Genomic DNA, 15,002 nt, shown 5'->3' with positions numbered 1-15,002 from the left:
CACTCCAGTGACGTGGCAATCGTGAACCGTATCAACGGCCGTGGAACAGGGGCTTGCGCTTTTCGCGATAGGCGGCCACGCCCTCGCGGTGGTCCTGGGTCTGCAGTACTTCGGTCTGGATGTGCGATTCCAGTTCCAGGAATTCTTCGAGACTGGGCCTGGCGGCGGCGTGGAACATGCGCTTGCCCATGGCCAGCGCAAAGGTCGCCGACGAAGCCATCTCTTCGGCCAGTTCCATCGCGCGCGCGTCCAGCCTGGCGTCGTCCACGACTTCGGCGACCAGACCCAGCGACTGTGCTTCTTTGGCATCGAACAGGCGCGCGGACAGCATCAGCTCCCTGGCGCGGCGCGCACCGACAGCGTGCGTCAGGAAGTAGGCCATCCCGCCGTCCGGTGCCAGGCCGACCTTCTTGAACACCAGGCCGAAGCGCGCGGTGTCGGAGGCGACCACCAGATCGCTGGCCAGCGCAAGGCTGAAGCCGACGCCGACGGTGGCGCCGCGCACCGCCGCGATGACGGGCTTGTCGAGGTTGGCGATGCCGAGGATGAACCGATGCGCCTGCTGCAGGCGCGCACGGCCGGCACGGACATCGAATCCGGTCATCGTGCCGATGTCGGAACCCGAGCAGAACGCGCGTCCGGTGCCGCACAGCACCACGCAGCGCACATCGGTATCGCGCTGGAGTTCCAGGGCCAAATCGCCAATGCGATCCTTCATCTCGCCGTTCAGCGCGTTGAGCGCATCGGGGCGGTCGAGGACGATGCGCGCGATGGCGCCTGTGCGTTCGAGGCGAACGGTCATGAAGCTGCTCCCTGTGCTCTGAAGATGTGGCTGGCGATGAGATTCTTCTGCGTCTGCGTGGTGCCGCCGGTGATGGTCAGCATGCGCACGTCGCGCACCATGCGCTCCAGCGGCAGCGCCCCGAAGTAGCCGTAGCCGCCGAACATCTGCTGGCACTGCAGCGTGACCTTCTGCGCCATCTCGGTGGCCTGCACCTTGGCGATCGACGACAGGCAGGGATCGGGCCGGCCGGCATCGACCAGCGCCAGCGCCTTGTAGCAGAGGCAGCGCGCGGCTTCGATCTCGATGAGCATGTCGGCCATCATCCAGCGCAGGCCCTGCATCTCGCAGAGCTTCTGGCCGAACTGCTCGCGCACCATCATGTAGTCGCGGGCCAGATCGAAGGCGCCTTCGGCGACGCCCAGGGCCATCACGCCCATGCCCACACGGGTACCGTTGTAGATGTTCAGCGGCTGCACGAAGGCGCGCGAATGCCCGGCCTCACCAAGCGTGACGACATTGCTGGCCGGCACACGCACCTGGTCGAAGAACAGCTCGCACTCCGAGGCGCCGCGCACGCCCATCTTGTTCTCCAGCCGGTGCACGGTGACGCCGGGTCGGTCGCGCTCGACGAGAATCGTCCCGATGCCACGCGCGTCGGTGCCGGGCGCGAAGCGCGCGTACACCAAGTGCATGTCGGCGCGGTCGCCAAAGGTGGTGAAGATCTTCTGGCCGTTGACGATGTAGTGGTCGCTGTCGCGCGTGGCGGTGGTGCGGATGGCGGTGCCGTCGGAGCCGGCCTGCGGCTCGGTCCAGGCGATGCTGATTTCCAGTTCGCCCCTGACGACTTTCGGCAGCAGTCGCGCGCGCAGCGCAGCCGGCGCGTGGTTGGCGATGATGCGCGGCGACACATTCTGGTCGTGCACGATCAGGGCGGTGAGCATGTCGACCTTGGCGATTTCCTCGACCACCAGATAGGTGCTGACCAGCCCCGCGCCGCTGCCGCCGTATTCGCGGTCGATGGACAGGCCCAGGTAGCCGAGCTCAGCCATGAGATGCTTGTTCTCCTCCGGGAATTCCTGGTCGCGGTCCCAGCGGGCCGCCTTGTCCCTGAACCGGTCCTGCGCCAGACGCCGCGCGGCGTTGCGCAGTTCGGCCTGTTCATCGTTTAACTCGAAGTTCATGGGGGGCTCGCGGTGGCTTCTGAGTGTCGTATAATCTAACTAACATATGTTCGATTTGCACGCCGGCTGCATGACCTGATGCGCTGCCCGGCGCGCGTCCCATCTCAACGCACCCTCTAGGAGCACAGCCGTGTCGGAAGCCGAAGTGCAGTACAGCGTGGACAACTACGTTGCCACGATCACCCTCAATCGCCCCAAGACGCTCAACGCCTTTACAGGCGACACCATCAAGCAGATGCAGGAGCTGATGGATAGGGCAACCAACGACCGCGATGTCGGCGTCATCGTGCTCACCGGCACTGGCGAGCGCGCGTTCTGCGTCGGTGGCGACATCAATTGGGAGAAGGGCAATGGCGATGGCAAGAGCGGGCTGGAGGACCTGAATTTCGTCTTCAACCGACAGATCGCGGAGTGCCTGAAGCCCGTCATCGCCAGGGTCAATGGTTACGCGATCGGGGGCGGACATCACATCGCGTACTTCTGCGACTTCACCATCGCCGCCGATCACGCCATCTTCGGCCAGAACGGTCCGCGCGTCGGCTCGCCGGCGGGCGGTTATATCGTCAGCCACGCTGCCAATGTGCTCGGCCACAAGCGCGCGCGCGAGCTGTGGATGTTGTGCCGCCGCTACACCGCCGCGCAGGCCCTGGAATGGGGCCTCGCCAACGCCGTGGTGCCGATGGCGCAGCTCGACGCGGAAGTGCGCAAGTGGGCAGACGAACTGCTCGCGGTCAGCCCCACCTGTCTGAAGATTCTCAAGCGCTCGTTCTACTACCAGATGGAGCCGATCATGCAGCGCGATATGAACGACATGCTCACGGAGATTGCCCCCGACTACTTCCGCACCGGCGAGCAGGCCGAAGGCGCTGCGGCCTTCCTCGCGAAGCGCAAGCCCGACTTCAGCCCTTTCCGCTGAAACGGCTCGTCGCCCGCCGAGAGGAGATGCGGATGAACACCCTGGAACTGAAAGACAAGGTGGCGGTGGTCACGGGCGCGACGGCATTCATCGGCCGCGCCTGCGCGATCCGGCTGGCCGAACAGGGCGCCGCCGTGGTGGTCAGCGGTCGCAATGCGGAAGCGGGCGCGGCCGTGGTGGCGGAGATCGAAGCGGCGGGCGGCCGCGCCTGTTTCGAAGCGGCGGACCTGTTCGACGCCGGGCAGATGCAGGCCATGGCGGATCGCGTCGCGGCGCGCTTCGGACGTATCGACGTGCTGGTGGCCAGCGGTGCGGGTGCCAGCCACGATTCGCCTTCGTTCCGCCTGTTCAAGGACATGGATCTCGCGCACTACGACCAGTATCTGCGCGCGCATTTTCTCTCGCGGGTGTACGCGATTCGCGCCATGCAGCCGCATCTGCGCGATGCCGGTGGCGGCAGCATGGTCATGATCGGCACCGACGCTGGTCGCGTGGCGACGGTGGGTGAATCCGTGTTGGGAGGTTCGACCAGCGGCATGATGCAGATGTGTCGCGTGCTTGCGCGAGAGTTCGGCCGCGAGAAGATTCGCATCAACGTCGTGGCGATGAGTTTCATCTCGGACGCCATCCCGCGCTGGGGTGCCGGGTCTGCTGCCCTGATGGCCGATAAGGGCAAGGGCGGCATGCTGGAGAACCTGCGCAAGCGCATGCTGTTCGACGTCACCTGCCGGGACATTGCCAACGCGGCGGCATTTTTCGCCGGGCCGCAGTCCGCCGCGATCACCGGGCAGACACTCAGCGTCAACGGCGGTCTGAGCACGCCGGGCTGAAGAGACGGCGTGCTCGGCTGCGTCAGGTTTTGCGCGGCGCCTGGGGTAGTGCGAATTCCGTGACGCCGTAACCGGCCTCGGCTGGAATGACCAGCCGCATGCCCTGCGGCTTCTTGACGACTTCCGGCACCACCGTGACGACCGGTTGCGCACGCGTGGCCCGGAGAGCGGCACCGACGCTATTGGAGAAGCCGAGCTTCTTCACATTGAGTTCGGTCGCCGGCACCAGGGTGTGGAGACCGGCCGCGGCCTGCGACAGGGCGTGCGCGGGACGCAGCCATAGCGAGTCCACCAGTTCAGTGCCGTCATGTACCGCGAGCTGTTCGGCCGGCGCCACGGCGAGATAGAAGTGCGTGTCGAAACGCTTGGGCATGAAGGCCGGCGTGATCCAGTGCGCAAAGGGCACCAGTTCTTCGCAGGCCAGTTCGAGGTCTTCGGTCTCGAGCATGTCGGCGATGCCGAGGTCGCCCTTGTCCAGCGCCTTGCGGTAGCGTGGCCCGAGTACGGCCAGGCGGGCAGGGCCGAGCAGGCGCTGCTCGCCGCGTGCACGCGCGAGCAGCACGCCGCACTCCTCGAAGGCCTCGCGGATCGCGGCGACGCGCAGGGTGATCTGCTCGGGTGCCAGGCCCGCGATGCCGGTGCAGCGCAGGCGCACGCGCGGATCTTCATCGCCCGCCGCGAGCTTGCCGCCGGGGAAGACCAGGGCGCCGGCCGCGAAGTCGATCTCGTGGTGACGCACAACCATGAAGACCTCCAGGCCCTCGGCGCCGTCGCGCAGCATCAGGATGGTGGCGGCGAGGCGGGTCGTGCTGGTGGCACTTGGAGTTGCAGAAGACATGGAGAAGTCTCGAAAGTGGGGAAAGATTTTTAGGAAGAGAGCGGGGCAGCGGGCCGGTCGGCCGTATCAGCCCGGTGCCGCGGCGAGCGCGCCTGCGGTCCGCAGCGCGTCGATCTCCTTAGCCGCAAGGCCCACACCGAGCAGAACCTGGTCGGCATCGGCACCGACGGGGCCGGCCACGCGATCAAAGCGCGCACCGCGGCGGTGGTCGGCGCGCACCGGAAAGGGCAGGTGGCGCTGACCCTGGTGCTCCATCACCAGTTCGCGCGCGCGGGTCTGCGGCGCGCGCGCGGCCTCGGCGGGTGACAGCACGAGCTGCGCCGGCACGTCGTGGCGCGCCAGGCGTTGCAGCCATTCGCTGGAACTGCGGGTGCGCATGACGGCGGCGATGCGAGCGTGCAGGGCGTCGCCATCGGCCAAGCGACCCGTTTCCTCGGCCCAGGCGGGCGCAGCGAAGTCGGGCGCAAGATCGGCGGTGGCGGCGACGAAGCCCTGCCAGAACTGCGGTTCGATGATGCCCAAGGTGAGCGCGCGGCCGTCGCTGGTCTCGAACACGTCGTTGGTCGGATAGAGGTGCGCTCGCGAAGATGTCTCTGCTTCCAGTCCGTGGCGTGCGGCGGTGAAGGCGAACGCGGCGTCGGCCAGGGCCAGGTCGAGGTACACCCCTTTGCCGGTACGGTTGCGCTCGTGCAGCGCGGCGAGCATGGCGATGATCGCGAAGCTGGCGCCCGCCAGGTCCGCAACCGGCATGCCGGAGCGACGCGGTGCGCCGCTCCAGTGCCCTGCGAACATCAGTCCACCGGAGGCGGCGATGTAGTTCAGGTCATGGCCGGGTGCATCGCGTGCGGGCCCATCCTGGCCGTAGCCGGAGATCGAGCAATAGATCAGGCGCGGGTTCAGCGCCGACAGGCAAGAGTGATCCACCTTCAGGCGCGCGGCGACGCCGGGGCGAAAGCCTTCCACGACCAGATCTGCCCATCGCGCGAGGCGTTCGATCAAGGGTCGCGTCGCCGGATTTTTCAGATCGAGCGCGAGGATCTGCTTGTTGCGGTTGGCCATCGCGAACATCGGGCCGGCCATGCGCCGCGCGAAGTCGCCGGTCAGCGGCTCGATCTTGATGACCTCGGCGCCGAGGTCGGCCAAGGTCACGGTCGCGAACGGCCCCGGCAGCAGCAGCGAGAAATCCAGCACACGCAGGCCGGCCAGCGGCTGCCAACCGGAAGCAGGAGACTCCGGAGAACCCGAAATGTCGTTCATGGCGGTGCTGGAATCAGACCAGCCGGAACTTGGGCAGGGTCACGTCCGGCGTCACATCGTCGAACTGCACCGTGACCCGCTGGTCGATGCGCACGGACTCCACGTCCGCCGTGACGATGTTGGTCATCAGGCGCACGCCCTCATCGAGTTCGACCAGGGCAACAACATAGGGCGTGTCGGCCTTGAACGCGGGGCCTGCCGGGCGCCGCGCGACCGTGTAGCTGTAAATGCGGCCGGTGCCGGCGGCCTGCAACCATTCCAGGTCGTCGGAATGGCAGTGCGGGCACAGTTCGCGCGGATAGTGATGGCTGCGCTGGCAGGCGCGGCAGCGCTTGAGCAGCAGCCGATGCTGTTTCAGGGCGTCCCAGTAGGGCTGGCTTTCGGGGTCAATGACCGGCAGGGGTTTTTCGTACATGGTTTTCAGCTCTGCGAAAGGATGCAGGTGGCGCCGCTGGATAGCGTGCCGCCGGTGCCGTGGACCAGCGCGGTGCGCGCGTTCTGCACCTGGCGTTCGCCGCACTCGCCGCGCAGCTGCCGCACCGCCTCGATCAGCAGGAAAATGCCGAGCATGCCGGGGTGGCAGCAGGACAGGCCGCCGCCGCTGGTGTTGAGCGGAAAGGCGCCGCCGGGGGCGGTGCGCTGACCGGAGACGAAGGCCCCGCCTTCGCCGCGCTTGCAGAAGCCCAGCGCCTCCAGAGTCAGCAGCACGGTGATGGTGAACGAGTCGTAGATCTGCGCGACGTCGATTGCATCATGGCTGATGCCGGCCATGCGGAACGCCTCGCGTCCGGCAATTTCCGCCGCCGTCAGGCGCGCGAGGTCGGGCATTCCGGACATCGTCCAGTGCGTGTTCGACTCGCCGTAGCCCCGCACGTAGACCGGCGGGCGGCCGAGTGCCCTGGCGTGCTCGGCCGTGGTCATGACGATGGCGCCGCCGCCGTCGGTGACCAGACAGGCATCCAGCAGGTGCAGCGGGTCCGAGATCATCGGGCTGGCGAACACGTCGTCGATGGTCAGCGGGTCGCGCATCGTCGCGGCCGGGTTGCGCTGCGCCCACTTGCGCGTCGCGACCGCGATTTCGGCCAGGTGCGTGGACGTGGTGCCGTATTCGTGCATGTGGCGCATTGCGGCCATGGCATAGCCGCCGACGGGCGTCGGCATGCCCCAGGGCGTTTCGTACTGCATGGTCAGCACCGACGGGCGGCCCGCGAGGTTGCGGCTCTTCTCACTCTTCTGGGTGCTGCCGTAGGTGATCAATGCCACATCGCAGCGGCCTGCTTCAATCGCCGTTGCCGCGTGCGCCACGAAGGCCTCGAACGCCGAGCCGCCGATGTTGGTGGCATCCATGTAGCGCGGCGTGATGCCGAAGTATTCGGCCAGGGTCAGCGTTGGCAACTGTCCGGGGCCGGGCACGCCCCACATGCCGGCCGTCAGCAGGCCGTCGACATCGCGCATCGACAGACCGGCGTCGTTCAGGGCGTCGCGCGCCGCGCGCGCCTGGACCTGCAGCACCGAGAGTGACTCTGTCACCTTGCCGTTTTGCAGGGGAACGTCGGCGACGCCGACGATGACCGCTTCGCGTTTCTTCATGTTGGATCTTGTCCGCTGTTGAGAGGAGTGCTTCAGTCCTGAAGCCGAGGTGGCCCGCCGAGGCGGGTGATGGCGTCGCGGGTCATCTGCTCGATCTGCGCCGCGTCGTAGCCGAGCTCGCTGAGCACGGCCCCACTGTGTTCGCCAAGACCGGGTGCGCGTCGCAGCGCGGCGACGTCAGCCGTGCCGCGCTGGCTGCGTACCGGAAATTGCGGTTGCGGCAGTCCCGGCACGTCGGCCTGTTCGATGAGCAGCGCGCGCAGCACCGGGTCGGCCAGCATGTCCGGCACGGTGTTGACCGGGCCTGCGGGGATGTCGGCGCTGTCCAGTGCGTCGATCCAGTCCTGCGCGGTGCGGCTCAGGAAAATGTCGGCGAGCGTCGCCAGCAGTTCGGGGCGGTGGCGAATGCGCGCGGCGTTGTCGCGGAAACGTGCCTCGGCTTGCCATTCCGAATGCCCGACCACCTGGCAGAACCGGGCGAACGCGACGTCGTTGATGACGGTGAACGCGAACCAGCGCCCATCCGAACCCTGGAAGTGCCGGCTGGGGGCGACAATGGCGGGATTGATCTCGCGTTCGCAATGGCCGTCGATGCTGGCTTCGGCGATCTTGCTGCCGAGGAAGTTGAGCATCGTCGACATGAGCGTGAGTTCCACAGCCTGGCCGCGGCCGCTTTTCTCGCGCTCCATCAGCGCGGCGAGGATGCCATTGACGCCACACATGCCGGAGGCCACGTCCACGATCGGCAGGCTGTTGCGGATCGGCGGGTCCTGCTCCTCGCCCGCGCCGTAGAAGCCGCCCGCCACGCCCTGGATCACGCTGTCCACGGCCGGCTTGAGCCGGTAGGCACTGTCGCTGCCGTAGGCCGAGACCGAGTAATGCACCAGGCGCGGGTTGATCGGCGCTAGGTCCTCGAAGCGTAGGCGCTGACGCTCGGCGAAGTCGGGCCTGAAGCTGTGGATCAGCACGTCGGCGCGCGCCACCAGTTTCTCCAGCACCTCGCGGCCGGCGGGCTTGCGGAAGTCCAGGCACAGCGATTCCTTGCCGCGGTTGCTCATCATGAACAGCGAGGCCACCTCGCCGCAGAACGGCGGGCCGAAGCCGCGGCCTTCCTCGCCGGCGAGGGACTCGACCTTGATCACCCGCGCGCCGTAATGCGCGAGCGCCATCGCGGCGTAGGGCCCGGCCATGAGCCGCGACAGGTCGAGGACGGTGACGCCCGCAAGGGCGCTCATGCGGACGGCTTGGGCGGCAGGAAGCACACGGTCTCGGTGAAATCCGCGACCTGTTCGCCGCGCTGGTTGATCACGCGGTGGCGAATCTCCAGCAGCGTGTAGCCGCGACTGGTCTTGGGCTTGCAGCGGGCCTCGCCTTCGACGTGAATGGTGTCGTTGGGAAACAGCGCCGCGCCCAGGCGCGCGTTGACGCCGGTCATGCCACCGAACTCGCCGGCATTGGCGCCGACCAGCGCGCGGTCGATCACGTCCTTGATGATGGTCGCGACCAGGCCCATGCCCAGCGAGATGACCATCGGTCCCGGTGCGAAGCGGCTGCGGTGCCCTTCGGCAAGGTTCGTGCTGATGTACTCCATGTCGATGAAGAAGGGCTCGTGCAGGCCGAGCAGGTTCACGAAGTTGACGATGTCGGTTTCGGTGATGGTGCGGCGATGGCTCTTGAAAGAGATCACCGGGCTGTCGTGTTCGCTGCTTGTGTTCATCAGGTCACCTTGAAGTAGTCGGGGCGGCCATTGGTCCAGGCCTCGCCCCAGAGCGTGCCGCCGCCATCGACGCGCAGGGTTTCGCCAGTCAGGAACTTGCCGCTGGCAGCGGTGAGATAGACCACGGCCTCAGCGATGTCCTGCACGTCGCCGTTGTGCTTCATCGGGTTCGAGTTGCAGAAGTTTTCGGCGTTTTCCGGCCGGTAGTTGTTGAAGCCATTGCTCTCGATGGTGCCCGGCGCCACGCAGTTGATGCGGATGCGATGGGGTGCCCATTCCAGCGCCAGCGAACGGCTCAGCGCGATCACGCCGCCACGCGCCGCCACCGAGTGCGAGATGCCGGGCTGGCCGCGCTCGGTGACCACGACGATGTTCACCACGCTGCCGGGAACGCCGTCGCGCACCCAGCGCTTCGCGGCGTTCTGGATCATGTGCCAGGTGCCGTTGAGGTTGGTGTCGATCACCGCGTTCCAGCCCTTGACGCTGAAATCCAGCGCCGCCTGCGGGAACTGTCCACCGGCATTGTTGACCAGCACATCGAGTCCGCCGAGGCGCGCCCACACCGCGTCCATCGCCTGGCTCACGGCCTCCGGGTCGCGGATATTCAGGGGCAGTGCCAGCACCTCGGGGCTGCCGAGCCTGCGCAGCCATTCGGCGGTGGCCTCCAGTGCGTCCGGCTTGCGCCCGCAGATCACCAGCGTGGCACCGAGGCGCGCGTACAGGAAGGCGATGGCCTTGCCGATGCCGCTGCCCGCACCGGAGACCAGCACGCGCTGCCCCGCGAACAGGCCCGGCGCGTAGACGGTGGGCAGCGCCGCAAGATCGGCGTCGGTGAAACCAAACTTGGGCGGGTCCTGTGTGTCAGCGTTCGTGGTCATGTGGGGTCTCCTTCAGCGCCCTTTCCACTGCGGCTTGCGCTTTTCGGCAAAGGCCTTGGGGCCCTCGATGGCGTCTTCGCTCGCGTACACCGGCACGTAGTGATCCCAGGCCGCCTTCAGGCCCGGCACGCAGCCGAGCGTGGTGGCGTCCTTGAGCACCTTCTTGCCGGCCATCACCGACAGCGGCGCCGCGTCGGCGATCTTGCGCGCCAGTTCCATCGCGCGCGCCAGCACCGCTTCGGGCGTCTGTTCGAGGTAGTTGATGAAGCCGACCTGGTGCAGGCGCTCGGCGGGAATCATGTCGCCGGTGAGCACGGTTTCCATCAGCAGCGCCTGCGGCATCATCCACAGCAGGGGTACGGCCCAGGGCGAGCCGCGACCGACCTTGACCTCGGTGATGCCGCCGCGCGTGCCGGCCAGCCCCACGCGGATGTCGCAGTTCAGCGACAGCATCATGCCGCCGGCAGGGAAGTGGCCGTTGATCGCGGCGATCAGCGGCTTGCTCACCACGCGCAGACCGTCATTGCGCAGGTCCGCGAAGAATTCCAGGATGTCCTTGCCGGTTTCCTTCTTGAGTCGCGCAGCTTCCTGCAGATCCATGCCGGCGCAGAAGGTGCCGCAGTAGGTGCCGGTAATCACGGCCACGCGCACTTCCGGGTCGGCGTCGATGCGCTTCCAGGTATCGGCCAGCAGGTGGGTGAGCTTGGGCGTGAGTGCGTTGCGCCGCTCCGGCCGGTTGAGGGTCACGAGCGCGATGCCGTCGTTGAGGGTGTAGAGAAGTTCGTCCTGCTCGGCCATGCTTGAAATCTCCTTGAGTGACTCATCCAGCCCGCGTTGCGGGCACGCGAACATGAAGAGAAAAACGGTGTCTGCATCCCGCGCACTGCGCACGTACTGGATCGTGGCGGGGCTGCTGATGACGGTAGCCGGCGCCGCGCTTGCGAGCCTGCTGCACTGGGGGCGGGCGATAGAACCTGCCGATACGATCTACGACGCCGCTGCGAACGCGGTGTGCGCCTCCGGCACGCCACCCGGATCGGCGGGACGCCACCGGCTGCGCTCGCGCGACGGCGTTCCGTATGTCGTGGTCACGCCGCTCAACTACCGGCCGCAGCACGCGCATCCGCTGCTGCTGGTGTACGCACCGGCCGGGTTCAGCGCCGGCCTGTCCGAGCGTTTTGCCGGCCTTACGCACGAGGCCACGACGGCGGGCTATGTGCTGGCCTTCGTCGCCAGTGGGCCACCGCTGACCCCCGAAGCGGTCAAGCGCATGGCCTCGGTTCCAGCGGAAGTCGCAGCGCAGTGGTGCATTGCGCCCGGCCGCATCTATGCGACCGGCCATTCGGATGGCGGCACCGTGTCGCTGGCGCTCGCGGCGCTGGAAGCGCATCGGGGCACGGTGGATGCCATCGCCGTGAGCGGAGCCGGCTGGCAGGCTACCGACTTCATCGGCCTGGACTGCCCGCCGCCGCTGCCGGTGATGATTCTGCACGGCGCCAAGGACGCCCACTTTCCCGGCTTCGGGCGCGATGCGGCGCGCTGGTGGTCGTCCTGCAATACCTGTAGCGGTGAGCGCGAGCCGGACGCCGCAGGTTGCCGCCGCTACACCGGCTGCGCGGCGGAAACGGTCTACTGCGAAGCGCCGCGCAGTCACTGGCGTTGGGCCGGCGAGCCGCATCAGGTGCTGGATTTTCTGGGTAGACAGTCCGACGGAACACAAGCACTGCGGCCCGGCTGAACGCGATGCGAAGACCATGCGCGCGCCAGCCCCAGGCGCGTGACTCATGACAGACGCTAGGCGCATTCCGCGCGACTCAGCACGGTGGATGCCCATGACAGGCCGACCCCGAAGCCCGAGATCGCCACATGGCGATCAGTTGCCTGAACGTGGTCGGCCAGCACGATGGGAATGGAGGAACTCACGGTGTTGCCGTAGTCCTGGATATGGAAGCCGGTGCGATCCCGCATTCCCAGCGAGTTGCCGATGTTCTCCACCACGACACGGCTGCCTTGATGCAGCACCACGCGGTCGATTTGGTCCGGCGTCAGGCCATTGAGCGCCATCGCGCGACGTAGGCTGTCCGGCACGAAGCTCATGGAGAACTGCAACACCGCGCGCCCATCCATGTGGAGGCGGTTATCACTCCCTTGTACCGCCAGCGAACCCGCGCCGCTGCCATCGGTGCCAAAGTCGAAACGACCGATCCGCCACTGAGGTCGGTCGCTCAGCAGCGTGGCGGCTGCTCCGTCGCCGAACAGCAGTGCGGTGCGCTTGTCATCCGGGTCGATCACCTTTGAGTAGGGATCGGCAGTGATCAGGAGGCCATGCAGCAGGCCGTTGGCCTCCATGAAGCTGCGGATCGCGGACAGACCGTAGACATACCCGGAGCATCCAAGACCAATGTCGAACGAGGCGCAGCTTCGCCGGAGCCCGAGTTTGGCGTGCACGATGGCCGAGGTCTGTGGCAGCCCGTGACCGTCCGGGTTCTGAGTTACCACCACCAGGCAATCCACGACCTCTGGTGTGACCAAGTTTCTCTCAAACAGCTTGAGCGCCGCGGCGACCGCGAGATCGGATGTGTCCTGATGCTTAGCCTTGCGCGAGATGCTCCTGACCCCGATGCGTCGGTCCAGCGTTTCCGCTTGGATGCCGAGCGCCACCGCGCGCGGCGTGTTGAGTATGCGCTGCGGCGGTAATTCGTAGGTGATCGCTGTAATGCCGATCATGCGTCGCGGCCGAGAACGCGACGCGCGCGGCGCTCTGAGCGGCGCCGATTGCTCGCGCTTTCCATCGCCTGGCCCTAGTAGCTTTTCGGCAGGCCCAGCACGTGCTCGCCGATGTAGTTGAGCAGCATCTCGTTGTTGATGGGCGCAATCTCCATCAGACGCACCATCGGCCACAGGGTCACGATGTCGTAGTCGCGGTCGAAGGCATAGCCACCGTGGGTCTGGATGGCCGCTTCCACTGCCGACACCGCTGCTCGCGAAGCGAGCAGCTTGGCCATGTTGGCGTGCGCGCCGGCGTCTTCGCCGGCATCGAAGCGTTCGGCCGCGCTGTAGGTCATCAGGCGCGCGGCTTCCAGTTCCGCCTTGGCCAGCGCCATGCGGTGCTGCAGGGCCTGGTAGGATCCAATGGGCTTGCCAAAGGGCTTGCGGTCCAGCGAGTAGGCCACCGCCTTCTTGAGCGCGTATTCGCCGATGCCGAGTGCTGCTGCAGCGGCGAGCAGCCGCTCGGAGTTCAGACCTTCGAACATCAGCTTGGCGCCCTTGCCGGCCTCGCCGATCAGCGCGTCGGCCGGCATGCGCACGTTGTCGAAGAACACCATGTACTGGCGCTCGGCGGTTTCGACCTGGATGTTGAGCGTTTGCAGCGTGATGCCGGGCGTCTTCATGTCGAGAACGAACAGCGACATGCCCTCGGTTCGGTGCTTGACCTCGGTGGCCTTCTGCGTGCGCGCGATCACCAGCATGATGTCGGCGTCTCGGGCACCGGAGATGAACACCTTCTGGCCGTTGAGCACCCACTCGTCGCCGTCGCGGGCGGCGAAGCTGCTCATGTTGAAACTGTTGGTGCCGGCGTTGGGTTCGGTGATCGCGAAGCAGAGCTTCACAGAGCCGTCGCAGGTCGGCGTCACGAACTTCGCGATCTGCTCCGGCGTTCCGTGCCGCACGATAGGCACGCGACCGAGGCCGGTCACGACCAGGAACAGCGTCGGCACGCCACCCAGAGCGAGTGCCTCGGCGAGCGCGACGATTTCGACCACGCCGCCGCCGGTACCGCCAAATTTCTCTGGCACGGAAAGACCCAGCAGGCCGTACTCGCCCATCGCCTTCCACATGGCCTCGGGGAAAACGTCTTTATCGATGCATTCGCGAATGTACGAACGCGGGTATTGCTCGGAGATGCCGCGCGTGGCTTCCTGTACCTGGCGAATGCGGACGCTCAGGGGTTCTACGGTGGGGGCATGCATATCGTTCATGGTGAAGATCCAGGTGAAGGTTTATTCCGGCGAAAACAGACGTTCGCCGTGCTCCAGGGGAAGCCGGACGGTGGCCGAGGCGGGCACGCAGAGGCCGCGCGCGGTGTCGATGTGAATGTCGAGATCCACCAGGCCGTGGCCGCTATCGTCGCGGTAGTGACGCAGAACGTGACCTTCCGCGCGCATGGTGTCGCCGGGGTGCACGCTGGCGACCATGCGCAGCCGTCGACGGCAGATGAAGCTCGAAGGGCCGCCCCAGTCGGTGATCAGGCGGTCGACGAAGCCGTGGAAGAAAATGGTGCTGACGTAGATATTCGGCTGGCCCTGCGCGCGCGCGTACTCGGGGTTGTGATGACCCGGAAAATAATCCCAGGTGGACGCGGCGTTCAGGATGATGCGCGAGTACTCCACCAGGAGCTCGATCGGCGGCAGGACGTCGCCGACCTTGATCTCGGACCAGAGCCGCTGCGGGTAGATCGCCGTCGTACTCATGACGCGGCCGTCTCATAGCGGTACAGCACGTTGGTGAGACGCGCGACCAGCCGGCCCTGGGTGTCGAGCAGGTTCATGCACGTCGTGACGAAGTGGCCGCGGCCCAGGCGCGTGTTTTTTTCCGGGCTGATGTCCACGATCTCTTCGTACACGCTGAAGTGATCGCCCCAAAGGATCGGACGCAGGAATTCGCAGTCGGTGTCCACGTTGATGAACGTCTGTCCCGGCAGGGGCACATCCACCGCCAGCGAGGGTGGGGAAGTCGGCGCGCCGCCAGGCTTCCACGGCAGCGACATGATCAGGCTCATGGTCATGCCGCTCGGCGCCAGCGGCGCGCCGAACTGCGCGGTGGCCCATTGCCGGTCCCAGTACGCCGGGTTGCCGTCTTCGGACAGGGCGGCGAACAGCTTGCAGCGGGATTCATCGACCGCAACGTCGGTCAGGCGCAGCTCGCTGCGGCGGCCGATCCACTCGCGCGCCTGCTCGTAGCTGCCCAGCACCGTGCCGACATCGCTGCGCCGTGTCGTCGACTCCACTGC

The 15,002-nt window shown here is 66.7% G+C and carries 17 protein-coding genes; 3 read left to right on the top strand and 14 right to left on the bottom strand.

All coding sequences use genetic code 11. From position 1 onward, the window contains the following. Window positions 1-31: 31 nt before the first annotated feature. Both ACOOHP_RS10765 and ACOOHP_RS10760 read right to left on the bottom strand, forming a co-directional pair. Window positions 32-802 (bottom strand): enoyl-CoA hydratase/isomerase family protein, encoded by a 771-nt coding sequence (locus tag ACOOHP_RS10765; protein ID WP_420466422.1) that lies wholly within the window; start codon window positions 800-802, stop codon window positions 32-34. Further along, window positions 799-1,965: an acyl-CoA dehydrogenase family protein gene (locus ACOOHP_RS10760; RefSeq protein ID WP_420466421.1), complete on the bottom strand. Its 1,167-nt coding sequence runs from the start codon at window positions 1,963-1,965 to the stop codon at window positions 799-801. The genes ACOOHP_RS10765 and ACOOHP_RS10760 overlap by 4 nt, the downstream gene beginning before the upstream one ends. A 130-nt stretch (window positions 1,966-2,095) precedes the next feature. Between ACOOHP_RS10760 and ACOOHP_RS10755 the strand changes: the two genes are divergently transcribed. Both ACOOHP_RS10755 and ACOOHP_RS10750 read left to right on the top strand, forming a co-directional pair. After that, complete coding sequence (locus ACOOHP_RS10755; protein ID WP_420466420.1) at window positions 2,096-2,881, top strand: enoyl-CoA hydratase-related protein; 786 nt, start codon at window positions 2,096-2,098, stop codon at window positions 2,879-2,881. A gap of 32 nt (window positions 2,882-2,913) precedes the next feature. Then, on the top strand, window positions 2,914-3,711 hold the full coding sequence (locus tag ACOOHP_RS10750; RefSeq protein ID WP_420466419.1) for an SDR family NAD(P)-dependent oxidoreductase: 798 nt from the start codon (window positions 2,914-2,916) through the stop codon (window positions 3,709-3,711). Between the two features lie 22 nt (window positions 3,712-3,733). Here ACOOHP_RS10750 and ACOOHP_RS10745 read toward each other — a convergent pair whose 3' ends face one another. From ACOOHP_RS10745 to ACOOHP_RS10710, 8 genes are all read right to left on the bottom strand, one after another. Then, the gene (locus ACOOHP_RS10745) at window positions 3,734-4,549 is read right to left on the bottom strand and encodes an NUDIX hydrolase (RefSeq protein WP_420466418.1); all 816 of its coding nucleotides are present in this window, start codon (window positions 4,547-4,549) and stop codon (window positions 3,734-3,736) included. A 66-nt stretch (window positions 4,550-4,615) separates the two neighbouring features. Next, window positions 4,616-5,806 carry a CaiB/BaiF CoA transferase family protein gene (locus ACOOHP_RS10740; protein ID WP_420466417.1) on the bottom strand — a complete coding sequence of 397 codons (1,191 nt, stop codon included), beginning with the start codon at window positions 5,804-5,806 and terminating at the stop codon, window positions 4,616-4,618. Between the two features lie 13 nt (window positions 5,807-5,819). Next, the gene (locus ACOOHP_RS10735) at window positions 5,820-6,221 is read right to left on the bottom strand and encodes a Zn-ribbon domain-containing OB-fold protein (RefSeq protein WP_420466416.1); all 402 of its coding nucleotides are present in this window, start codon (window positions 6,219-6,221) and stop codon (window positions 5,820-5,822) included. Window positions 6,222-6,226: 5 nt separating this feature from the next. Beyond that, window positions 6,227-7,396, bottom strand: a complete 1,170-nt coding sequence (locus ACOOHP_RS10730; protein ID WP_420466415.1) for an acetyl-CoA acetyltransferase — start codon at window positions 7,394-7,396, stop codon at window positions 6,227-6,229. Window positions 7,397-7,428: 32 nt separating this feature from the next. Next, window positions 7,429-8,631: a CaiB/BaiF CoA transferase family protein gene (locus tag ACOOHP_RS10725; RefSeq protein WP_420466414.1), complete on the bottom strand. Its 1,203-nt coding sequence runs from the start codon at window positions 8,629-8,631 to the stop codon at window positions 7,429-7,431. Continuing rightward, entirely contained in the window at window positions 8,628-9,113 is a 486-nt protein-coding gene (locus ACOOHP_RS10720; protein WP_420466413.1) for a MaoC family dehydratase, read from the bottom strand. The genes ACOOHP_RS10725 and ACOOHP_RS10720 overlap by 4 nt, the downstream gene beginning before the upstream one ends. Continuing rightward, complete coding sequence (locus ACOOHP_RS10715) at window positions 9,113-9,991, bottom strand: SDR family oxidoreductase (RefSeq protein WP_420466412.1); 879 nt, start codon at window positions 9,989-9,991, stop codon at window positions 9,113-9,115. Before ACOOHP_RS10715 ends, ACOOHP_RS10720 begins: the two co-directional genes overlap by 1 nt. A gap of 12 nt (window positions 9,992-10,003) precedes the next feature. Further along, the gene (locus tag ACOOHP_RS10710; RefSeq protein WP_420466411.1) at window positions 10,004-10,789 is read right to left on the bottom strand and encodes an enoyl-CoA hydratase/isomerase family protein; all 786 of its coding nucleotides are present in this window, start codon (window positions 10,787-10,789) and stop codon (window positions 10,004-10,006) included. A 67-nt stretch (window positions 10,790-10,856) separates the two neighbouring features. Here ACOOHP_RS10710 and ACOOHP_RS10705 point away from each other — a divergent pair, with 67 nt between their 5' ends. After that, window positions 10,857-11,729 (top strand): poly(3-hydroxybutyrate) depolymerase, encoded by an 873-nt coding sequence (locus ACOOHP_RS10705; protein ID WP_420466410.1) that lies wholly within the window; start codon window positions 10,857-10,859, stop codon window positions 11,727-11,729. Between the two features lie 56 nt (window positions 11,730-11,785). Here ACOOHP_RS10705 and ACOOHP_RS10700 read toward each other — a convergent pair whose 3' ends face one another. The 4 genes from ACOOHP_RS10700 to ACOOHP_RS10685 all read right to left on the bottom strand — a co-directional run bounded on the left by ACOOHP_RS10700 (window position 11,786) and on the right by ACOOHP_RS10685 (window position 14,999). Further along, window positions 11,786-12,718, bottom strand: coding sequence for a 3-oxoacyl-ACP synthase III family protein (locus ACOOHP_RS10700; RefSeq protein ID WP_420466409.1), 933 nt, complete (start codon window positions 12,716-12,718; stop codon window positions 11,786-11,788). 74 nt (window positions 12,719-12,792) lie between these two features. Continuing rightward, window positions 12,793-13,971 (bottom strand): acyl-CoA dehydrogenase family protein, encoded by a 1,179-nt coding sequence (locus tag ACOOHP_RS10695; protein ID WP_420466408.1) that lies wholly within the window; start codon window positions 13,969-13,971, stop codon window positions 12,793-12,795. Window positions 13,972-13,992: 21 nt separating this feature from the next. Continuing rightward, complete coding sequence (locus ACOOHP_RS10690) at window positions 13,993-14,463, bottom strand: MaoC/PaaZ C-terminal domain-containing protein (protein WP_420466407.1); 471 nt, start codon at window positions 14,461-14,463, stop codon at window positions 13,993-13,995. Then, window positions 14,460-14,999 carry a MaoC family dehydratase gene (locus tag ACOOHP_RS10685; protein WP_420466406.1) on the bottom strand — a complete coding sequence of 180 codons (540 nt, stop codon included), beginning with the start codon at window positions 14,997-14,999 and terminating at the stop codon, window positions 14,460-14,462. Before ACOOHP_RS10685 ends, ACOOHP_RS10690 begins: the two co-directional genes overlap by 4 nt. Window positions 15,000-15,002: the final 3 nt, after the last annotated feature.

The sequence above is a fragment of the Panacagrimonas sp. genome (assembly GCF_965216805.1).
GTDB lineage: Bacteria > Pseudomonadota > Gammaproteobacteria > Nevskiales > Nevskiaceae > Panacagrimonas.
Note: the sequence above shows the minus strand (reverse complement) of the source record. Positions and strands in the feature narration are given on the sequence as shown.